26 protein-coding genes are annotated in these 19,460 nt (G+C 67.7%); 19 read left to right on the top strand and 7 right to left on the bottom strand.

Annotated features, from left to right (window positions below):
* Nucleotides 1-114: 114 nt before the first annotated feature.
* From J2850_RS29855 to J2850_RS29865, 3 genes are all read right to left on the bottom strand, one after another.
* Complete coding sequence (locus J2850_RS29855; protein WP_209990769.1) at nt 115-840, bottom strand: hypothetical protein; 726 nt, start codon at nt 838-840, stop codon at nt 115-117.
* 69 nt (nt 841-909) lie between these two features.
* Nucleotides 910-1,125, bottom strand: coding sequence for a BRO-N domain-containing protein (locus J2850_RS29860; protein WP_209990771.1), 216 nt, complete (start codon nt 1,123-1,125; stop codon nt 910-912).
* Nucleotides 1,126-1,222: 97 nt separating this feature from the next.
* Nucleotides 1,223-1,378 (bottom strand): type II toxin-antitoxin system antitoxin, encoded by a 156-nt coding sequence (locus J2850_RS29865; protein ID WP_209990773.1) that lies wholly within the window; start codon nt 1,376-1,378, stop codon nt 1,223-1,225.
* A 138-nt stretch (nt 1,379-1,516) separates the two neighbouring features.
* On the opposite strand from J2850_RS29865, the gene J2850_RS29870 reads away from it, so the two are divergent.
* The 4 genes from J2850_RS29870 to J2850_RS29885 are packed head-to-tail and all read left to right on the top strand — an operon-like array spanning nt 1,517 to nt 3,418.
* Nucleotides 1,517-1,915 (top strand): hypothetical protein, encoded by a 399-nt coding sequence (locus J2850_RS29870; protein WP_209990775.1) that lies wholly within the window; start codon nt 1,517-1,519, stop codon nt 1,913-1,915.
* Nucleotides 1,912-2,085: a hypothetical protein gene (locus J2850_RS29875; RefSeq protein ID WP_209990777.1), complete on the top strand. Its 174-nt coding sequence runs from the start codon at nt 1,912-1,914 to the stop codon at nt 2,083-2,085. The genes J2850_RS29870 and J2850_RS29875 overlap by 4 nt, the downstream gene beginning before the upstream one ends.
* 11 nt (nt 2,086-2,096) lie before the next feature.
* A complete protein-coding gene (locus J2850_RS29880) occupies nt 2,097-2,960 on the top strand; it encodes a BRO-N domain-containing protein (protein WP_209990779.1) in 864 nt (287 codons plus the stop codon).
* Nucleotides 2,957-3,418: a GIY-YIG nuclease family protein gene (locus tag J2850_RS29885; protein WP_209990781.1), complete on the top strand. Its 462-nt coding sequence runs from the start codon at nt 2,957-2,959 to the stop codon at nt 3,416-3,418. Before J2850_RS29880 ends, J2850_RS29885 begins: the two co-directional genes overlap by 4 nt.
* Nucleotides 3,419-3,648: 230 nt before the next feature.
* Here the strand turns inward: J2850_RS29885 and J2850_RS29890 are convergent, their stop codons facing one another.
* The 4 genes from J2850_RS29890 to J2850_RS32170 form a co-directional block, all read right to left on the bottom strand.
* The gene (locus J2850_RS29890; protein ID WP_209990783.1) at nt 3,649-3,840 is read right to left on the bottom strand and encodes a hypothetical protein; all 192 of its coding nucleotides are present in this window, start codon (nt 3,838-3,840) and stop codon (nt 3,649-3,651) included.
* 10 nt (nt 3,841-3,850) lie between these two features.
* Nucleotides 3,851-4,243, bottom strand: a complete 393-nt coding sequence (locus J2850_RS29895; RefSeq protein WP_209990785.1) for a hypothetical protein — start codon at nt 4,241-4,243, stop codon at nt 3,851-3,853.
* Nucleotides 4,243-6,951 (bottom strand): ParB/RepB/Spo0J family partition protein, encoded by a 2,709-nt coding sequence (locus J2850_RS29900; RefSeq protein ID WP_209990786.1) that lies wholly within the window; start codon nt 6,949-6,951, stop codon nt 4,243-4,245. The genes J2850_RS29895 and J2850_RS29900 overlap by 1 nt, the downstream gene beginning before the upstream one ends.
* A gap of 251 nt (nt 6,952-7,202) precedes the next feature.
* On the bottom strand, nt 7,203-7,499 hold the full coding sequence (locus J2850_RS32170; protein ID WP_209990788.1) for a helix-turn-helix domain-containing protein: 297 nt from the start codon (nt 7,497-7,499) through the stop codon (nt 7,203-7,205).
* A 113-nt stretch (nt 7,500-7,612) separates the two neighbouring features.
* On the opposite strand from J2850_RS32170, the gene J2850_RS29910 reads away from it, so the two are divergent.
* The 15 genes from J2850_RS29910 to J2850_RS29980 all read left to right on the top strand — a co-directional run bounded on the left by J2850_RS29910 (nt 7,613) and on the right by J2850_RS29980 (nt 19,459).
* Entirely contained in the window at nt 7,613-7,870 is a 258-nt protein-coding gene (locus J2850_RS29910; protein WP_209990790.1) for a hypothetical protein, read from the top strand.
* Entirely contained in the window at nt 7,861-8,736 is an 876-nt protein-coding gene (locus tag J2850_RS29915; RefSeq protein ID WP_209990792.1) for a hypothetical protein, read from the top strand. The genes J2850_RS29910 and J2850_RS29915 overlap by 10 nt, the downstream gene beginning before the upstream one ends.
* Nucleotides 8,733-9,500 carry a hypothetical protein gene (locus J2850_RS29920; protein ID WP_209990795.1) on the top strand — a complete coding sequence of 256 codons (768 nt, stop codon included), beginning with the start codon at nt 8,733-8,735 and terminating at the stop codon, nt 9,498-9,500. Before J2850_RS29915 ends, J2850_RS29920 begins: the two co-directional genes overlap by 4 nt.
* 98 nt (nt 9,501-9,598) lie before the next feature.
* Entirely contained in the window at nt 9,599-9,895 is a 297-nt protein-coding gene (locus J2850_RS29925; RefSeq protein ID WP_209990796.1) for a hypothetical protein, read from the top strand.
* Nucleotides 9,892-10,212, top strand: a complete 321-nt coding sequence (locus J2850_RS29930; RefSeq protein WP_209990799.1) for a hypothetical protein — start codon at nt 9,892-9,894, stop codon at nt 10,210-10,212. The genes J2850_RS29925 and J2850_RS29930 overlap by 4 nt, the downstream gene beginning before the upstream one ends.
* A gap of 3 nt (nt 10,213-10,215) precedes the next feature.
* Nucleotides 10,216-10,503, top strand: a complete 288-nt coding sequence (locus J2850_RS29935) for a hypothetical protein (protein ID WP_209990801.1) — start codon at nt 10,216-10,218, stop codon at nt 10,501-10,503.
* Nucleotides 10,485-10,772, top strand: a complete 288-nt coding sequence (locus J2850_RS29940; RefSeq protein WP_209990803.1) for a LexA family protein — start codon at nt 10,485-10,487, stop codon at nt 10,770-10,772. Before J2850_RS29935 ends, J2850_RS29940 begins: the two co-directional genes overlap by 19 nt.
* Nucleotides 10,773-10,776: 4 nt before the next feature.
* Nucleotides 10,777-11,931 (top strand): CHC2 zinc finger domain-containing protein, encoded by a 1,155-nt coding sequence (locus J2850_RS29945; RefSeq protein WP_209990805.1) that lies wholly within the window; start codon nt 10,777-10,779, stop codon nt 11,929-11,931.
* Nucleotides 11,928-12,329: a hypothetical protein gene (locus tag J2850_RS29950; RefSeq protein ID WP_209990807.1), complete on the top strand. Its 402-nt coding sequence runs from the start codon at nt 11,928-11,930 to the stop codon at nt 12,327-12,329. Before J2850_RS29945 ends, J2850_RS29950 begins: the two co-directional genes overlap by 4 nt.
* On the top strand, nt 12,326-13,159 hold the full coding sequence (locus tag J2850_RS29955; protein WP_209990809.1) for a hypothetical protein: 834 nt from the start codon (nt 12,326-12,328) through the stop codon (nt 13,157-13,159). Before J2850_RS29950 ends, J2850_RS29955 begins: the two co-directional genes overlap by 4 nt.
* Nucleotides 13,160-13,168: 9 nt before the next feature.
* Entirely contained in the window at nt 13,169-13,411 is a 243-nt protein-coding gene (locus J2850_RS29960; protein WP_209990811.1) for a hypothetical protein, read from the top strand.
* A gap of 184 nt (nt 13,412-13,595) precedes the next feature.
* Nucleotides 13,596-15,482: a hypothetical protein gene (locus J2850_RS29965; protein ID WP_209990813.1), complete on the top strand. Its 1,887-nt coding sequence runs from the start codon at nt 13,596-13,598 to the stop codon at nt 15,480-15,482.
* A 223-nt stretch (nt 15,483-15,705) separates the two neighbouring features.
* Entirely contained in the window at nt 15,706-16,440 is a 735-nt protein-coding gene (locus J2850_RS29970; RefSeq protein WP_209990814.1) for a hypothetical protein, read from the top strand.
* A gap of 284 nt (nt 16,441-16,724) precedes the next feature.
* The gene (locus J2850_RS29975; protein WP_209990815.1) at nt 16,725-17,405 is read left to right on the top strand and encodes a hypothetical protein; all 681 of its coding nucleotides are present in this window, start codon (nt 16,725-16,727) and stop codon (nt 17,403-17,405) included.
* On the top strand, nt 17,402-19,459 hold the full coding sequence (locus tag J2850_RS29980) for a terminase gpA endonuclease subunit (RefSeq protein ID WP_209990816.1): 2,058 nt from the start codon (nt 17,402-17,404) through the stop codon (nt 19,457-19,459). Before J2850_RS29975 ends, J2850_RS29980 begins: the two co-directional genes overlap by 4 nt.
* The last annotated feature ends 1 nt before the right edge of the window (nt 19,460 follow it).

Raw genomic sequence — 19,460 nt, forward strand, 5'->3', positions numbered from 1 at the left:
GCTTTTTAACCGCATCTTCATCGACGGATCACGGTCGGTGACATATACGCACGTCCTGATCGGGTGGCGCCTGCCTGATGACAGGCAGGCGCTCCTTTCATGCGTGGATGTATTTTAGGCGGTCAGGCGCGCACGCTCCACCGTTACGCCGGCGTCCAGAAGCACCCCGGCGCGGCTGAAGCGCAGAAGGTGCAGCGGGCAGCGGGCGACGCCGGATTGCTGATAGAGGATGGTGGGGCGAGGCTCCAGCCGGCGGCGTCCCGCGCCGGCGGCGTTCCAGACAGGCACGGTTTCCTCTTCAACGAGGCCGGCCCACCAATGCACGTCCCATAAGGACAGGCACGCCAGCCGCATCAATGTGGCCATGGGGTGGAACAGCCCCCGCCCCCGCCAATGGGGCGCAACCCATCCGGAAGTTACGAACGCCGTTCGCCCCCGCGTGTCGAATGCGGCTTCCGATGCGCAGAAGCACCATTCGTCCGGGGGTGCAGTCCCAAGGTCATGGAAGGCGGACAGGTCCCCCAGGCGCTCGCCAAAGCTCTTGGCGGTGCAGTCCAGAAGGATGGCGCCCTGTGTCGCCACGATGTCGCCGGAGCTGTCGACGGCACCGATCCAATGGGCAGGTGCGGAGTGCGGGTGGGGCAGCAACGGGAACCACGCATTGACATTCCTGGCGTTCACACGCTCCAGGCCGCCCCAATCGCTCGACAGGAACAGGCGCACCCCCTTGCTTTCCAGCCGGTTTTGCAGGGCAGCGAAGGCGTGCGGCACGCAAGCCGGCAGTGTGCCGGCGTTGATCCCGGCGTCGTCGGACAGCGCACGGGTGATAACAACGGTCATGAGATGCCTCTCGTTTTGAGTGCAAAAAGCCAATCGGCGCGGAGCGAATGCCCCGCGCCGATTGGCGTCTCATGATCGTCTGCGCGCGGTCATACCCTGCACAATACGCAGGGTGCAATCCGTCAATTCGACGGATTTAAGCATTTTCAATGCTTTACAGTGATTTCGAAGTGCTTGGTCCAGGTCCGCATAGCCCAAAACCTCCGCCACGTCCTTGCCGACGAACCACGGATCTCCGTCGATTTGGAACGCGCGGATGCCCTGCCCTTCAAACAGTGGCTGCACTCTGGAAGGGCCGTCATTCCATGAGCGGGCGGGGCTAGCATTAGCATTCCCAAACGTAACGAATCGCTACGATTGAGCTTTTTCAATGCCTTGCAGATCAAGGCTTTGCAAGAAAGCCTCTCTCTTGAAGCCATTCGGTGAGGATCTTCTCGCACAGTGAGGAGACAGAACGCATGTCAGCCTTGGCGGCTTGTTCCAAGGCTTCCTTGACCTCGGGCTGAACACGAAAGCCGAGGGGGTGCGTCTTAGCCATGTAGGAAAACCTCATACAATGTTGTTGACGATCATCAACATCGTATGAGAACGTTGGAGAGTTGGCAACAACGAAGCGGCCCGGCGGGGAAGGTGGTGCTTTCCCGCCGGGCCTAACCTCAAGCGCCGGAGACACCCGATGCTCAAAGCTAAACGCTATCCTACCACATCCCTGCCTCGTCGCGCGCTGCTGACCGGCAGCGTCCAGGCCGCCGCTGGTGGCCTCCTCGCCGCTCTGGCCCTTTCAGTCAGCCGCTCGGGCGCCGCCAGCCCTGGCCCCATCGAGCGGTTGGAGGCTGTGCGCGAAGACTTGATGGCCCGTCTGAACCGAGAGCGCGACGAGGCCAGGTTCAACCGGCTGGTGGCCGACCTTGCCGCAACGAATGACCAGATCGCTGCCGAGCCGGCGACCGGCCCCGGCGACGTGGCGGCCAAGCTGCGGGTTCTGCGCGAAGAGATGCTGTCCGGCTCGGCCGACGGACTCGCGTTGCCGACGCTGGACACTTGCCTCGCCATCCTGGAAGGAGCCGCAGTATGACCGCCGCCACTCTGGAAACACGCCTCGCCGCTCTGGAGATTGATGCCGCTGTGGTCGCGTCGCAGGATGAGTACGACTCCGCATGCGTACTGGCGGTTGAGTTATCCGCCGGTCACAGATACATCATGCAGCCGATGGAAGCCGGAATGCAGATCGCCCGTTGGGCCTGAGAGGTAGGGTCATGACCGATATCATCCCCTTCGATTTTGATGGCTTGAACGTGCGCGTCCTCATGCGCGCCGAAGGCGAGGCATGGTTTGTTGCCGCCGATGTTGCAAAGGTTCTGGAAATCGGCCGCACTGACGATGCTGTGCGACGTTTGGACGAGGATGAGAGGGATGCGGATACTATCCGCACCCCCGGCGGCGACCAGAAAATGGTGATCATCAACGAGTCCGGCCTCTACAGCCTGATCCTGACCAGTCGGAAGCCGGCTGCGAAGCGCTTCAAGAAATGGGTCACTGCCGAAGTCCTGCCCTCTATCCGTCGCACCGGCCGGTACCAGATGCCGGCGGCGGATGAGGCGTTGGACGACGACGCGACGCCCGCCGTCGAAACCGACTATCCCGGCCGGGCCGAGCAGGAATACCGGATCTGGCTTGAAATGGTGCGTGAAGCCCGGCTGGTCGCCGGACGGGAAGCGGCTCGCCGCATGTGGGCACGGACGCCGCTGCCGCCGCTCGGCCTGGACGCGGTGGAGCCGGCAGCAACGGATGTTGAGGCGGCCGAGCGGGCGGCTGAGTGCCTGTCGCATCTGCTGCGGCGTTCTCCGGCCCCGCCGACGGGGTGGGACGGCCGGTGGCATGGCATGTTCCTGGCCACCCACGTGGCGACCGGCCGGCAGTGTCTGGTGATCGCCAACCAGCACTCGGCGTTGGAGCGGGTCTTTGCCGCCACGCCATGGGCCAATAGCGGGTGGCGGGCCGTGCTGGCGCGCTTGCCTGGGATCCTGCAAGACCAGCGGGTGGTGCGGTTCGGGCCGAGAAGCTCGCGGGCAAGCTGGGTGCCGGTCGAGCTTCTGCCCGACCAGCCGGCGGTGCCGTGATCCGTTGGAGGGTGGCGGCGCCGGCCCGCGCGTACGCCATCCTGCCGCCCGACCTGCCCAGCGGGTCGGGCGTCGTCTATGCGGTTCTGTTCTCGAACGATCTGGTGAAGGTGGGGTATTCGTCCAAGCCGCGGCGGCGCGTCGCTTCGGTCGTGTCCGAAATGGACCGTCACCACGGCGCCCGGCCACTGATGATCGGCTGCACCCCGCCCTTGCCCAACGCGGCGTCAGTCGAGGCGATCCTGCTCGCCCGTCTGGCGCCGCCTCTGCTTGGGCGGGAATGGTTCGGCGTGCCGGCCTTCGAACGCGTTCCCAAGCTCCTGGCGTCGGTCGAGGCGAACGCGCCGATCGGGCTCCCCATGCTGGACGCCGTCAGGCAGGTTGCCGCCGTGCGGCGGCAGAAGGGAAAGCGGGAGGCGCAGGCGGCGTGGCGGAGATTGGGTTTGCCTGCCCTTTAGGCAGGCAAACCGGCGATTGCGCTATCGGTGGCGGTACGGCCCGATCAGTAGCCACGTCGCCGGCGCGTCGTAATGGTAGTGCCGGCAGCTATCCGCCCCCGTCGGCCGGGGCGGCCGGCAGGTGGCCGGCGGATCGTCGAAGTTGGCGCGGTCGGGCGAGCGGCCGAGGTGGTGGAGACAGGACACTCGGGCCGGGCAGCCCCAATCGCCGCAGAGTGGGCGGGTCATGATCAGCCGGCGCCACAGCAGGGGCAGCATCCGTCGGTGTCGACCAGGAGGTGGGCGCCGCAGTCGCCGCAGCGATCTTCCGGGGCGAGCGACAGCATGTCAGGGGCAGGCGCGCGGCACCGGTCGCCGGCAGTGGCGGGATGATCACAGCCGGGGACGGCGCAGGGCATCGCGGCGATGGTCGTATCGGTCATGGAGGCGTCCTCAAAACGCAAAGCAGCCGCTGCCGGAAAGCTTGGCCAGCGATTCCCTGCAGCGGTTGCAGTGGCGATGGTGGGGGCCGTCGCTGGTGATGGTCTGATGGCACCGCATGCAGGGGCGCTGCCGCTTCGCCGGCGCTGTCGCATCCTCAACCCGGGGCAGGTCGAGGATGCGGGCGCCTGAGGTTGGATAGATGCGGTTGGCGCCCTTCTCGTGCCTGATCTCGACCAGGCCGCGGTCGGCAAGATGCCGGCTCCGGAGGCGGCCGCCCTCGGCCGACAGGTTCATGGCCTCGCCGAGCTGCACCGATGTCATCGGCCGGCCGGCGTCATGGTAGGCGATCACCAGGGCGAGGGCGCGCCGCAGGTCGCCCTCGGAGACGAAGGGGCCGGCCATTACGCCGCCTCCGCGCTGCAGGTGGTCAGGCTGGCGAGCCAATCCGTGATGATTTTTTCAACCTTGTCGGCCGGCATCGGCATCCCTTGGATGCTGGCCACGCCATCATGGAAATAGGTGATCCGATAGAGATCCGGATCACCATTCTCCTCATTGTCGACCGTGTCGCAGGTCAGGCCGAGGAGGGTGGGGCCGGCGCCGCGAATGGTAATCTTGGACTGGCCATAATCCGGGTGGCGGGGCAGGGCGTCGGCGAAGCTGTCAAGAAGCACGCCAGACAGGTCGGCATGCTCGGAGATCACGAAGGCGAAAGTCTGCAGCTTCACCGGCTCCTTCTCCTCCTCCTCCTCCTCGATCTGGCTGTCGTCGAACAGCTGGTCGATCGCCGCGTCGGCCTCGGCCGGCTGGTCGACAAGCGGCGCGGCCGGCGCCGGTGGGTGCCCGACGCTCTGCAGCCACCCGCGCATGACCGAGGCCATTTCGTCCGGAGTGGCATCGCCGTGCCGTCCCTCGATTCCGATGATCCAGTATTCGCCCGGGCAGGTCTTCGCCGCGTCGAGCAGCAGGCGGGCGCCATCGGCGGCGAGGTAAATCTCGGGCTTGCCGAAATCCGGATGCTGGGGCAGCTCCGCTGCTACGAAGTTCACCAGGTGCTGGAGCTCCAGAGTTTTCGCTTTGATCCACCGCACCGTTGCCGTTGTTGGCTTGCTCTTGGCGGCGTTGATCGCGTCGACGATGTCGAGCTGCTGCGGCTCCGCCGCCTTCGGCGCCAGGTGCGCGGCAGCGCGGAGGCTGGCCATGATCGTCTTTTCAGGCGCGAAGGTCATTTCCGCCGGCACAAGTCGCACATCCTGGTCGGCGACGTGGCGGGCGATGGTATCGCGCAAGTCGGCGACCTTGTAGCCGGCCATAGTCTCCTCGCCGATCGGCAGGCCATAGCGGCGGTTGGCCTTGCACCAGGCGTTGATCTGGCGGGCGAGGGCGAGGAGGTCCGCGCGCTGCAGCTTGGACAGATAGTCCGCGTCGATCCGCCAAGCTTCGGCCATGTCGACCTGATAGCGCCGGGCCGCCATGATCGCGAGGGGGCGGTCGCCCAGCGAGGGGCCGTCGGCCCCGTACTGCGCCCAAGATCCGCAGCGGGAAGCGACCAGGGCGTCGAACAGATTGGCGACCTCGACGTCGGATAGCTGGCCGATCGCCTCATAGATGCCGGCGCGCGGCTTAAGGTCGACCTCCTTGTATCCCGGCCTGAAAGACAAAAACTGTCCGTCTCTACGGTCCGGATCAAGCGTATCGAAGGCAGTGGGGCCGAGGCGGTCCCGCCAGGCTTGCAGGTGCATGGCCACTTCCGGAGCGACTGCGCGGCCTTCGGGCCCGGTGCTTTCCGTCCGGATCTTCGCGATCGTCCCATCGCCGAGCAAGGCGACGATGGCCATCTCAAGGGCGGCACGATGCCCGGTCCGCAGGATCGACGATTGCAGCGCCACCGTCTTGCACCGATGGGCATGCTCGCGCCAGCTGGTGCCGATCGCAGCGACGGCGTCGCCGGAGGCCTTCGCCTCGGCCTTCGTCGGCACCGGCGGCGCCTTGCCCCGGCACACGCCTTCGACGATTTCGACGGAGAGGTCGGCGCGGACGGCGATCACAGCCCCATGCACGGCAGGGTCGGCGCGGCCCCACATCCGGTCGAACCCGTAATCGGACGAGATGAAGTAATTGCCCTTCTGCTTGACCTGCTCGACGAAGGCCCATTGCCGGGCGAGCTCTTCCGCTTTCGCCCCGATCGCGGCGGTCTGCAGCTCGCGGAACTGCTCGACATCGGAAAAGCGCTTGGTCTGGCTGTGCTGGCCACCGACGGTGTATTCGCCCGTGTAGAGGTTGAGGTCGAAGATCGCCTTGGAGACCTCCGGCAGCCCTTCGGCGATGCGCCGCTTGATCTCCTCGCCGTTCTCATAGCCGACGTCGCCTTTCTCGATCGCCTTGACGATCCCCTTGCGCTCGGCCGGGGTCAGGCGCACCAGGATGCGGGCGGTCTCCATGTTGATCGTGCCGGCGGCGAACAGCGCGCGGGTCTCGTCGTCGAGGCCGGTGGCGATCTGGATGCGCAGCTCCACCCACCGCTTGGTTTTGCCGTAGGCGGCGGCGATCTCCTCGGTGCTTTTGTCGCGCTGCCGCAGCAGGGAAAAGGCGTCGCCTTCCTCGAGGGGATGCATGTCCTGGCGGTTGACGTTCTCGGCGACGGCGATCTGCAGCAGCTCCAAGTCGCCGACGTCGCGGCGGATCACCGGCACGCGATGGTCGGGCAGCCGGTCGAGCGGCCACCGGCCTTCGGCGAACAGCTTTTCCAGGGCGCGCAGGCGGCGGCCGCCGATGTAGACTTCGCGCGCCGACGGGATGTTCTCAAGGTAGTCGACGGCTTTGCGGGCGGTCAGAGGCTGCAGCAACCCGTTCACGGCGATGCTGTCGGCGAGCTCCGCGATCTCGTCCTCGGGGAAGCTCTTGCGAGGGTTAAGCGGGCTGGCGATCAGCGCTTTGATGTGGATGAGCTCGACCTCTCCGGCGGCCGGTGCCGGCGGGGCGACGGAGGGCTGCGCCGGGGCTGGCGGCGGTGCGTCGGGGAGGGGCGCGGATTTCCTGGCGCCGCGGGTGCGGGCAGCTGGCGCAGGGGTGCTTTCCGCCGTGAGGGCGGGCTCGGCATGCAGGGTCATGGCGGAGGCCTTTCGGATGCTCGCTTGCTGCGAACGGCGTTCGCGAGTAAACACAGTGTGAACTATCCGAAAGATTTGTCAACGCAGTGTTGACTTTTTACCGATGGGGTCGGTGGAAACTGACCCAACAGGGGATTGTCGGAAACGCACGGAATGCGTTTCCACGTATGCGGGTCTGGCGTAGATCGCCGGGAACACGAACGAATGTGAGCAGGATTTGCCGCCGCCAGTTGCCTTAGCTGACTGGATCGTCAGTCCGGCATAGCCGCGAGTTTCTCGGCGATCTGGTTGGTCAAAGTGTACGGCAGTTGCGCCGGGTTTCCCTTGTAAATCCAATCAAGGGAAATGTTGAAGCGATCGGAGAAAGCCAACATCGGCGTCAGGTCAGGGCGCCTGTTTCCGGCTTCGTACTGGGACCAAGCTTGCTTTGTTACACCAACCATCTCCGCCATTTCACCCTGTTTCGCGCCCAAAGCCTCTCGGGTCGCGCGCAAGCGGCGACCGATTTCTTGTCGGCTCTGGAGTGGGTGGCGGGGCTGGTAGTTCACGAACGCACTCTGCCCCAGCCCCTTTGGCGTGTCAGTCAACGCCGCGACCCTCTTGACGCAGTCAACGCAGTGTGAACTTTATTGAGCGAACGAGGTACCAACCCCGAGGCTCTATGTCGACGTCCCTCCTCAAAATCGCAAATCCGCAAGCCGTGAAGGGCGACCCTGCCGGCGGGGCGCTGGTCAAGGCCTTGGGTGTCAGCGTCGTCGCCGCCGGCCTTGGGGTGACCGTGCCCTGTGTCAGTAACTGGGTGCGCCGCGGAGTTCCCCGTGCGCACCGCTTCTTGGTGGCGCAGATCGCCGAACGCAGAGGTTTCGCGGTGCCGGACGGCTTCCTGCCCACCCTGGCGGGAGACAACGCATGCGCATGACCTCGCCGGCATTAGGGCGCCTTGGCGATCGGGCCGCCCACCTGTTCCGTCGGCAGCCCGGCGAGGACGTGCAGCTCCTGGATCATCGCCCAGAGGGCGAGCCCATCGTCGGGGAAGTCGTTGATCAAACCGGCCAGTCCGTCAATGACGAGACGGGCGCGATCCTGGCGGGAGAGGGTGAGGGGGGCGACCATGTCGGGGTGGCTCCGGCAGTTGACACGGAAACCGTGGATCAGCGCGGGCGCGAAAGCTTGTGGAAAGTCGGACTGCCTTTCCACAACAGGGTCGAGCTCGCCGGCGCCGTCGAGCGGGTGACCCGCCCGGCGGCCCGCCTGATCAACCGAAACAAGCCGGAAAGCCTGTCCTACGCCATGACGGCCGCGGTCAACGCGCTCGGCGTCAAGGAAGTCTCCGAAGTCACTGGCCTGTCGAAGTCGGCGGTCTATGCCGGCTGCGATGCCAGCGACAGCAGCCGCGGGTTCCCGGCCCTCCCCTTTGAAACCGTCCTCAAGCTTTCGGTGATGATGAATCGGGTTGGCGGCCGAGGCGAAGTCTTCGCCCTCCCGTTCCTGCTGCGCTCGGCCGAGGCGCGGGCACCGGTGGCGCACTCCGCGCACCTCCTCCATCAGGCCTCGCACGTCACGGCGCTGTACGGCCGGACGGCTGCCGCGCTCTGCAAGCTTTTTGACCGAGCCGAGAATGCCCACAGGCCGGTACCCCTCGACCCCCGGGAGCGGGACGAAGCGGTGGCGGCAATCGACGCGACGATCGAGGGGCTCACTGCCCTCAAGTCGCAGCTGCTGACCAGCACATGCCTCCCGCCCCTTTTCCCGCTGCCCATGCAAGCCGAGGAGACCGAGCCATGAATGCCCTTACCGTCGAACAGCGTTACAACCTGCTGTGCATCGCCGATGTTCGTGTCGCCACTTTCCGCAGCGTCGACGACCTGGTCGCCGCAGCACGGCAGTTGGAGGCTTTCGTTGTCAATGGCGCGGCCCCAGTGGCTTTCCTTCGCGGTCCGGGAGAGGTGGTGGCCGAGCGTGGCATCGACCTGGAGGACCTCGGCCTCGGCAATGAGGGTGCCGCGCGTGACTGGCTCCCCGAGCTCGAACCGGGTGAGCCGGGCCGGACCTATCGAGATCCACTAACCGAAGCGCGCGCACATCCTGTTTCTGCCGACGTGCCGGTGATGTCATCGCCGGATCAGGGGCAGGCTACTGATCCGCTGGAAGCGATATTCGCCCAATTGCAGGCGGCAGTCGAAAAGGGACTGCCCTGTCCGCGAAATGTCGACCTTGGCGAGCCTATCGGCCTTTTCGGCGGTCCCATTGTCGCCTCGCTGGTCGGCAAGCTGCGCGACGACGGCCGCATCGAAGTCGAATCCCGCGGGTGCAAGCGCCGCGTTGCCATTGGCGGTCGCTGGACGTTGTGGACGGGTGAAACGCCCGTCTCGGCCGCGCCGGCGTCTGATCCGCTTGAAACCGCTGTCCTTTTCCTGCGGTCGCGCGGCTTCACGGTGGTCAAGGTTTTCAACGATTGGCTGCTCAATGACCGCGACGTGACCCCGGCGGAGCTAATCGCAAAGGCCGAGCAGGTCCGGACGCGCTCGCCGAATTCCAAAACGGTATAGGAACACAGTTGCGTAATACGCGCATATGTACCCAATTTAGGACATACAGCCTATTTCAGGGAGGGTGCGGGATGGCTGGGTTTGTTCGGGATGCGGCCATGGTGGCAGCCGATGGCTTGGAGCGGATGCCGAATCTGCGAATGATCGATTATCTCGCCGGTTATGCCGCCGGCTCGGATGCCATGGCCTCGGGTGTCGTCGATCTGCCGAACAACGCGCCGCGGTCGCGGTGGTGGCGGTTCGGCTGGCTGGTCGGTCGCCTCGCCGCACGCGAACGGCGTTCGCCCGCCGACCTCGGCCGCTTCCTGCGGTCCTGCGGGCAACCCATCGAGGCGAATCCTTGGCTGCGCGACACGCCCTCGGGCATGGCCTTCGAGGAGGGGTGGCGGGCATGACCGACAGCGAGCGCGAGCTGATGATGGCTGTCAATGCGGTGCTGCTGTCCGGCAAGCGGCAGGTCGAGCTCGAGCGTGCGCGGCTGCAGGCCGCGGTCGACGCGCTGACCGGCGAGGGCCCCGCCACCCTGCGCGTGCTGCGCGAGCGGGCGGTCGACCTGCTGGCCGGCCGCGGCGACCTCGCGGCGCTGCGCGTGGCTTTGCTGGCCTATGCGCAGAGCGTGACTGAGACGATCCGGTCGCAGACGGCTTTCCGGCCGTCGCGGACCGTGGTGCCGACCAGCGCCGCCGTGATCGCTGGCCTGATCGAGGATTGAGCGATGGCGGCCGCGGGCTTCAGCGAGATCGATGCGCGGATCGCCGCCTTCGTCCTGATGGAGGCTTCGGGCCGTCCGGTGGCGCAGCTGTGGGCGGCGCTGCTGCCCTATCTGCCGCGCCGCGAGGCCCGGCGCCGGCGACCGACGTGGTCAACGGTCCATGACCGGCTAAGCGACCTGCTGCTGTCCGCATACCTGCTCGACCAGGCCGGCGAAGCCTCGCCCCGCCACGACACCACCCGCCTGCTGATCGTTTTCCAGGGAGCCCATTCATGCGCGCCTATGGCCTGACCCCGCGGCAGCGCGACTGCCTCTATGCCATTGCCGAAATGACCCGGGCGACGGGCGTTTGCCCGACCTATGCCGAGATCGGCGCCGAGCTCGGGCTGGTCAAATCCAACGTCCACCGCCTCGTGCATGGCTTGCGCGAGCGTGGGTGGGTCGAGGTCCTGCCCAACCGCAAGCGGTCGATCGCACTGCTGCGCGAGGTCAAGGTCGAGGATGACCATTTCGCGTCGTATGAATGGTCGCTTGCCCCCGACCTGCCGGCGGCCGGGTGACGCCATGAGCTACTCGCCCGCATTCCTGTCGGAGCTGCGCGCCCGGACGTCTCTGGCCGAGCTGGTGGCCAAGCGCCTGCCGCTGACGCGGGCCGGCCGCGAATATCTGGCCTGCTGTCCCTTCCACAATGAGAAGACGGGCAGCTTTACGGTGGTCGAGGAAAAGGGCTACTGGCATTGCTTCGGCTGCGGCGCCAACGGCGACGCGATCGCGTTTTTGATGCGTCATGACGGCCTGGATTTTCAGGTGGCCGTGCGGCAACTCGCCGAGGATGCCGGCATGATGGCCGGGCCGGGCGTCGAGCGGAAGCCGCTGCGCCCGATGGCGGCGCGGCCGACGGTCGAGGAACAGGCCGAAGAGAAACACAAGAAAATCCGCCGGGCCGTCAGGCACTGGCGCGCGACCAGCGAGGCCGCCGGCACCGCGGTCGAGACGTACCTGCGCGAGGCACGTGGGATTGCACTGGACCGCATCGGCGGTATCCCGCCCACGATCCGCGCCTCGCGGGAGCTTGCCTACCAGTATTCGACGCCCGGCGGCACCGACGGCAAGCCCCGGCCAACCCGCGTCCTCGGCACATGGCCGGCAATGGTCGCGGCCATGTGCCTGCCGAGCAAGCGGATCGTCGGCGTGCATGTGACCTGGCTGGCGCCCGACGGGTCGGGCAAGGCGCGGATCCCCAATCCGGAGGCGCCCGGCGAATTCCTGCCGGCCAAGAAGATGTTCGGGTTGTCGGCCGGCGCCTCGATCTGGCTGGCGCCGGTGTCCGGCCCGGCGCTGGGGTGGGCCGAGGGAATCGAGACCGGGCTGTCTGTCCGCGTCGCCTGCCCCGAGCTGCCGGTGCATGCCTGCGGCAGCCTCGGCAACATCAGCGGCCGGGGCGACCCGACCCGCCGCGGCGCCCCGCATCCGGACCTGCCCGGGCGCTACCTGCCGACCCCATACCCCGATCTCGGCGATGCTGGCCTGCTGCCGCCGGAGGGCGTGCGCCGGATCGTCCTGTTGGAGGATGCCGACGGCAAGGATCCGGCCGCTACGGAGGTGCGCTATGAGCGCGCCGCCCGGCGCCTGGTCGCGCGGGACTATGAGGCCCTGCGCGCTACGCCGCCGACCGGCATGGACTTCAACGATTTGCTGATGCACGGGGAAGCGGCGTGAGGCGCTTCCGGCCGATCGACCTGCGGACCTCGGGCGCCGTCGCCGGCGCCATCCTGCACATTCGACCGGACGTCGAGCCGCGGGCGCTGCTGCTGCTGTGCGCACGGCTTGCCTTGTACCATCGGGACGTGCCACGTGCGCGCCGGCGCCTGCTCGACGCGGCGATCGACGCGACGGCCGAGGACCTGCGGCGCGCCGAGCAGCTGCTCTACACCTTCCTGCTGCGCGGCTGCGACGTCACCCTGCCCGGGTGGGCGGCGGCCGCTTTCTCCGCCTTCCTGGCGCGCTCGCCCTTCGGACCCGCCCTGCCCCCTCCTCACCCCTGGCTTGCCGAGGAACGTGCCCGTCGGGCGCGTGTCGCGGCCAATCGCTCCACCCATGGAAGGAAACGCGCATGACGCCCACCGCCTCCACCGCCCGGGCCGACATTGTGGCCGAGCGGATGCGCCAGCAAAGCCACGAAGGCTTCACGCCGTCCGAGGACGACCAGTATGTCCGCGGCGAACTGGAGCTGGCCGCCCTTACCTACATCCATCAGGCGGAGACCCATTTCCGGCTTCCGGAGGCGGCCTATCGCGCCACCAAGTCCGGGGCGCTGTGGCCATGGGCGGAGTCCCGGTGGAGGCCGCACTCCGTCCGGCACGACCTGGTGCGCGCCGGCGCCCTGCTGCTGGCCGAGCTGGACCGCCGGTTCCGGGCCGGGCAGACGGACGGCTGCTTGCTGCTCGCCGATGCCATCGATCGGGTGGTCGTGCGCATCGACCGGTTCGAATATGGCGGGCCGCCGATCCCCTGGACCTCGCCGCATGAGTGCCTGTTGCTGCTGGTGCTGGCCGGGCCGGTCGACCTGACCGAGGCGGACGTCGCGGCCTGGACGCAGGGGCAGCGGGAAGAGGCCGCCGACTGGTCGGCCAAGGTCTACGCTGTCGGCGGCGATCTGGCGGCCGCGCCTCCCATGCCGGCCTATGTGCGCATGAAGACGCCGGACGAAAGCCGGGTGATCTGCGCGAACTGCGGCCATGTGGGTCCGAACCCGCCGGCGCCCGCCCTGAGTTGCTGTCCGGAGCGCAGGCCGGTGCCGATCGACAGCGATGCCGGCCGGGTGGCCGCCTACACGTTCGAGCCGGCCGCGGTCGACCTGGTGGGCGAGCTGCGCCTCGGCATGACCCGCCTCGCCGCGATCAAGGCCAAGGCCGAGGCGCAGCGCCGTCATCGACTGCCGTTGTGAGGAGTGGTGATGCCCGAGTTTTTCCTACGCAGGAATGACCCGCTACAGCCGATCTATGCGCTCGACGTCGCTGCCGGCCGGTGGTGGATGGTCGCTTCGCGCATTGGCGTGATGCCGGAGCTGGGTGGCGCCCTGCCCGATGGAGGCGCCCGGTTCCGATCCTCCGCTTTCGAGCAGGTCTGGCCGAAGGCGGAGGCGGATGGGGTGGTCACCTACACCCGCGCCAAGCCCACGGAAGCGGCCGACGCATGACCGGCCGCGCCCCCTCCGACCCCCGCGAGCATTGGTGTGCCGCAGGCTGTGGCCGGTGGGGCGCGTGGGGGATCGGGCCGACCTGGTGGTGTGCCACCCATCGGCCGAAGGCCGAGGAAGCGCCCGCCGAGGCGGTCACCAAGCGAACGACGTTCGCAGAAATTCGAAAGCAAGGGAGCTTGTTTTGAGCGTCAATCCGCAAGCATCGCCGTCCGCCGGCCCCGCCTTGCGCGTCGTCTCCGGCGGCTTGGACGCTGTGCGCGCCGTCGTCGAGACGGCGCAGCCGGCGGTCTTTGAGGATGATGAGGATGATGAGGGTGGCGGTGGTGGCGGTGGTGGCGAACCGCCGTCCCGCCGGGCCGATCTGGCCGATTGCCCGGTCAAGCCGCTCGGTCACCACGATGGGACCTATTACTTTCTTTCGCCGACGGGCGAGTTGCGGTCGATGAAGGTCCGAGACTTCTCGGCTAACGGGCTGCTGTCCCTGTTCAGCGGCGATCAGAGCTGGATGGTCACCAACTTCCAGCGGCTGGACAAGGACGGCAACCCGATCAACGATTTCATCGTGCGGGGCGTCGTCGGGCATCTGATCCGCATCTGCGAAGCTGTCGGGCTTTTCGATCCTGGTTTGCGCCTGCGCGGTCGCGGGGTGTGGCCTGGAGGTGCCGGGGAGGATGGCCGGCCGGTGTGCGTCCTACACGCCGGCGACCGCGTCGCCCGCATCGCCGGCGGCGTCATGGAGTGGCACAGGGCGGGCTATTGGGAAGGGCGATCGGTCTACCCGGCGCGGCCGCGCGTCGACGTGCCGGACTTCAACGATCCGGCCTCGGCCGCGGACGGCGGGCGGATCGAGGAGCTGCTCGGCCTCTGGCGCTGGGAAGGCGCTGCCGATGCGATGCTGCTAACCGGGATCATCGGTGCCGGTCTCTTGGGGGGCTTTCCGGACTGGCGCGCACATGGCCAGATCGCGGCCGCCCACGGGTCGGGCAAGTCCGAACTCTGCAAATTCATCGCCGGCGTGATGGGGCCGCAGGCCGAAGGCTTCAATTCGTATTCCGAGGCCGGCCTGCGCCAGGTGCTGGCCGACGAGGCGCGTGTCGCCATCCTCGACGAGGCGGAGAGTGACGGAGGCGGGGCGATGCAGGCAGTCGTCGGGCTGATCCGGCGGATGAGCGGCGGCGCCGGCGCGGACATCGTGCGCGGTTCGCCCTCGGGCGAGGTGAAGCGATACACCGTCACGGGTGTGGCGCTCATGGCGGGCATCAATCCCCCGCCCCTGGCGCCGCAGGATAGGAGCCGCATCTTGCGTTTCGACCTGGCCAAGGTCACCAGCGATCCCGAGGCCGCGGCGCGGGTCGACGCGGCCGTCGCCTGGGCACGAGCAAATTCCGCGCGCCTGCGCGCCCGGGCGCTGCTCGGCGCGCAGCGCTACTCCGCGAGCTGCAAAGTCTTCCGTGCCGCGCTGATCGGGGCGGGCTGCGACGGGCGCCAGGCCGACCTTTTCGCCGCGGCGCTTGCAGGGCGGGACCTCCTCCTCCATGATCACCCACCCGACACAGACAGCATTGCGGAGCTGCTCAGTCCCCTGCGACCCCGAATAAACGATCTTCGCGCAGCCGATGCCGAGGACAGCGATGGCCAACAGTGTTGGCACCATTTGCTGGGTCACATCCCCGACCATTGGCGATCAGGCACGCGAACAACCATCGGCGAGTTGATCGCCGGCGCCCGCGAGGAGCCCGGCGGACAAGGCGAAAACGACATCGCCTTGCGCACCTACGGCATGCGGATGATCCAGCTTGAGGGCGGAGGATCGGCGCTGCTGGTCGCCAACAAACATCCGGGGCTGACGCGCATCTTCCACGGCACGCCCTGGGCTGGCGGCGGGCATGCCGGCGCCCTCAAGCGCCTCGGCGAGGGGGTGGCCGCTCACGACAAGACGGAGCGGTTCGCCGGCCCGTCGGTGCGCTGCATGCGCGTCCCCGCTGACCTCCTTCCAGAGCGCGACTGGGGTGTAGGCGTGACAGCGACACAAAAGCGTGACAGCGACGTGTCACGCCTATCTGACTGATATTCCATCGAATTTCGCAGGCGTGACGGCGTGACAGCCCCTGCGACCCCCTAATAAGAGTGCCGCGTGCGTGCAAGCGCACCCGTGAATTATGGAGGGGTTTTTGCCTGTCACGCTGTCACGGTTAGAGAGGTTTACAATGCAATCAATGGGTTAGACGTGACAAAGGGCGTGACAGAAAGCGTGACAGCGTGACAAGGGCTTGGCAAAGGGAGTGCGGGTGATGGAAACGGGGCGGAAGGCTGGTGGCGTGCTGGTGGTGGAGCGGGGCGACGGGTCGGCCTTCGCCCGGGCGTTCCTGCCGGCGATCGTGGAACTGGCTGACCACGGGCTGCGCGGCGACCGGGCCGCGGTGCTGGAAAGTCTGCGCCGCATCCGGACGGACCTGCGGCTTGAGCGAACGGCGTTCGACGCCGCGGACATCGGCGACGTGGTCGAAAAGCTCGACCTCGTGATGCAGCGCGCGGTCGCCGAGGCCGAGGCCGAGCGGGCCGGCCGGCCGGCGAAGATCGATATCCTGCAATGCCTGCGCACCGCCGGGACGATCAGCCACGCCGAGTATCTCGCCGGGCTGGAGCTGCGGGCGGTCGGCGAGGCGATCGACTGCGCCATCGGCGGGGCGCCGGCGATCGATTACACCCGCGAGCGGGTCGACGGCGGCAAGGGCTGGTCCGAGCCCGAGCTCGCGGGCGGCGGCGTTCATCACCCGGCGGCCAAGCGCGTGCTGGAATGGGCGCGGTACGTCGACGCGAATTCGCCGCCGGTCGGCGGGCGGAGCAAGCGGACCCCGCTGCAGGTGATCTGGACGGCGGTCGGCCGGAACGTCCCGCTGCGCGACATCGACCGCACCAGCGGCTGCCGGAAGGGTACGACCGCCAAGGTGGTCAAGGCCGGCCTCGGCCTCTACGTTGCGATGGGCGGCGCCAGTTGCCAAAATGTTCTTGACACTCGGGGGTAACCCCGAATAGGGATTAGACAGTCGTGGAAATGCGCCCGGCGGTGGAAACACCGGCCGGGCTTTTTCATGGCCGCTTCTCCCAATCACCGGATCACTCGGCCGGCTGAAGGCTGCCGCCCTCGGCCGGCCACCCCTTTGCGTTTGGGTCCTTCCGGGAGATGGGACAATAGGGCCATCAAAGGACCGCGGTCTGGCCAGTGCGCATGTTGCCGACAGATGCAACACCCCGTTGCGCGCAACGCCGCCCGCAACACACGGCAACAGCAGACACAACAGGGGCCGCCATGGAGACCACGGAGGGCGAGCAGTACCTTGGCGTGCGCGAGTTCGCCGCCGCGTACTCCAGCGTCGTTGGCCGCAAGGTGCACCCGAGCACCATCACCAGGGCGGTCCAGGCCGGCCGCATCCAGAAGCGGGACGATGGGAAAATCCCGCTGACCGCCGGGCTGCGGGCGATGGAGGTCAACACCGATCCCGTCGCACAACTCGGCTTCCAGGTGCGCGACAGTCTGCCGTTCGACGAAGCGCCGACGCACACCCCGTCGACCCTGACAGCTTCCCCGGGGGGCGCGGGGGCCGCGCCGACGGGCAGCATCAACGCCATCAAGACGGCCGAGGCCGCGATCCGGCTGCAGCAGGCGCAGCTTGATCTCGCCGAGCGGCAGGGGGCGGTGGCGCTGGTCGATCCGCTGAAAGCCGCCTTCGCTCGTCAGCTCGCCGGCATGGTCGGGCAGATCGAGGTGGCTCTGCCCGACCTGGCGCAGCAGCTGGGCGACCAGCTCGGCTGCGAGCGGCACGAGGTCCTGGTCGAGCTGCGCCGCTGGTGGCGCGACATGCGGGTGTCGATGGCCAGCACGGCGCGGGCGCAGGGCGAGGCCCTGCCCGACCTGGTGGTCGATGCCTCGGCCGATCCGGCCGACGATGACGCCGCGGACGATGACGAGACGACGGAGACCGCGGAATGAGCGCTCTGCTTCCCGCCACCGCCAATCCGGACAAGGTGGCGCGGCTGACCTTCGCGGCGGTGATGGAGCCGCCACCGCCGATTGATCTCCACAGCTGGGCTTGTGGCAACGTCGTGTTCGGCAGCGACAGCCCGTCGCCCGGCGCCTACAACCCGGCCGCTTACCCTTGGAACGAGCCGATCCTGCACGCGCTGGGCCCGGACGATCCCTGCCAGGAAGTGGGGTTGAAGAAAAGCATTCAGCTCGGCGGCACGGTGCTGGCGCAGATCTTCATCGCTGCCAGCCTCGACCAGGATCCCGGGCCCTGCATGTTCGTCCACCCGGTCGACGCCAATGCCAAGCGGTTCGTGAGAACGAAATGGCGGCCGTTCATCCGGAACATCAAGCGGCTGTCGCGCCTGCTGCCGGAGCGCAGCCGCGACGCCGGCGCGAGCCTGGACTACCAGGAACGGGCCGACGGCCGCGGCTTCGTCCAGCACTCGGCGGCGACCTCGTCGTCGGCGCTGTCGCAGGTGTCGATCAAGCGCCAGGTGCAGGACGACCTCGACAAGTGGCAGTCTGACGGCACCACCGGCGATCCGGAGCACAACGCCACCGGCCGCTGCGAGGCGTATCTGCGCGCCGGCACCGCGAAGATCTTCAAGGTCGGGAACCCGGTCTTGAAGCACAATAGCCGGATCCTGCGCGGCTGGAAAAGCGGCTCGCAGGAACGCTGGCATTGGGAATGCCCGCACTGCCAGATCGTCCACCCCCATCTGGAATGGGAGCCGATGCGCGACGCCGCCGAGGCCGACCGTCAGCGGTTCTGCGACGAGGGGATGAGCGAGGAGGACGCGCGGGAGGCCGCGGCGGCCAACGCGCATATTCCGTGCGCCGGCTGCGAGAAGCCGATCCGCTTCGCCGACTGGCTGCGGCTGAAGGGGACCGGCTGTTTCGTCGCCGAGAACCCCCGAGCCCTGCGGCGAAAGCGCTGGTTCTACGTGTGGTCGGCCTTCGTCGATTCCTGGTCGACCATCGTCCGGAAATACTGGGATGCCAAAGGCAACCCTGAAGCGGAGCAGACTTTCCTGAACGAGGTGGTCGGCGAGGGGTTCGAGGCCGCCGGCGAGGCGCCGCCTTGGGAAGCGATCCGGGATCGGGCCCACAAGATCGGCCATGATCTCGGCACCATCCCGGAGGGCGGCTTGATCCTGGTGATCTCGGTCGACTGCCAGGGCGACCGCGTCGAATGCCACGTCAAGGCGTTCGGCGCCGGTCTGCGGCGATGGACGGTGTTCTATAAGGTCATTCCCGGCCATATCCGCGAGGAGACGACCCGGGCCGGGCTGGACGCGCTGTTGGAGCAGACCTGGCCCAACGCCTTCGGCCACCGTCGCAAGGCGGAGCTGCTGGTGATCGACGCCGGCGCCTACAAGGCCGACGTCGAGGGCTGGGTGCAGCGCCACAGCCCGAAACGGGTGTGGATGGTCCGCGGCTCGAAAGACCAATTCGCCCCCGACCTGGTCATGCTCCAAAGCCGCAACCAGCGCCGGGCCGCCCGGGCCGTCACCGGCCGGGCCGCCCATACCATCCAGTTCGTCGGCGCTGCCGTCATCAAGGGACAGCTTTACGGGTGCCTGCTGAAGGACGACCCCCTGGCGCCGGGCTACTGCGGCTATCCGCGCGGCCTCGACGACGAGTTTTACCGGCAGCTCTGCTCGGAAAAGCGGGCGAAGCGCAAGGGGACCGAAAACTGGTTTTGGGATCGCGTCTACACCGCCAACGAGGTCCTTGATACCGAGGTCTACGCGCAGGCGGCCGCGGTTGCCCTCGGCTGGAAGCGCAACACCGACCAGCGCTGGGAGGAGCTGCGCCAGCGTTGGGAGACGCCGGCGGACCCGACCGGCCAAGCCGACCTGTTCGCCGCCCCGGCCGCCGATCCGGATGAGGGTGCGCCCACCCTGCCGGAGGCGGAGGCTGCGAACGCCGTTCGCCCCCCTGCCCCGCCCGCGCCGCCGGCCGTGCTTACGCTGGCCGACCGCTTCGCGGCGCTCAACAACGACGACGAGGATTGAC

It is taken from the genome of Azospirillum picis (assembly GCF_017876115.1).
GTDB lineage: Bacteria > Pseudomonadota > Alphaproteobacteria > Azospirillales > Azospirillaceae > Azospirillum > Azospirillum picis.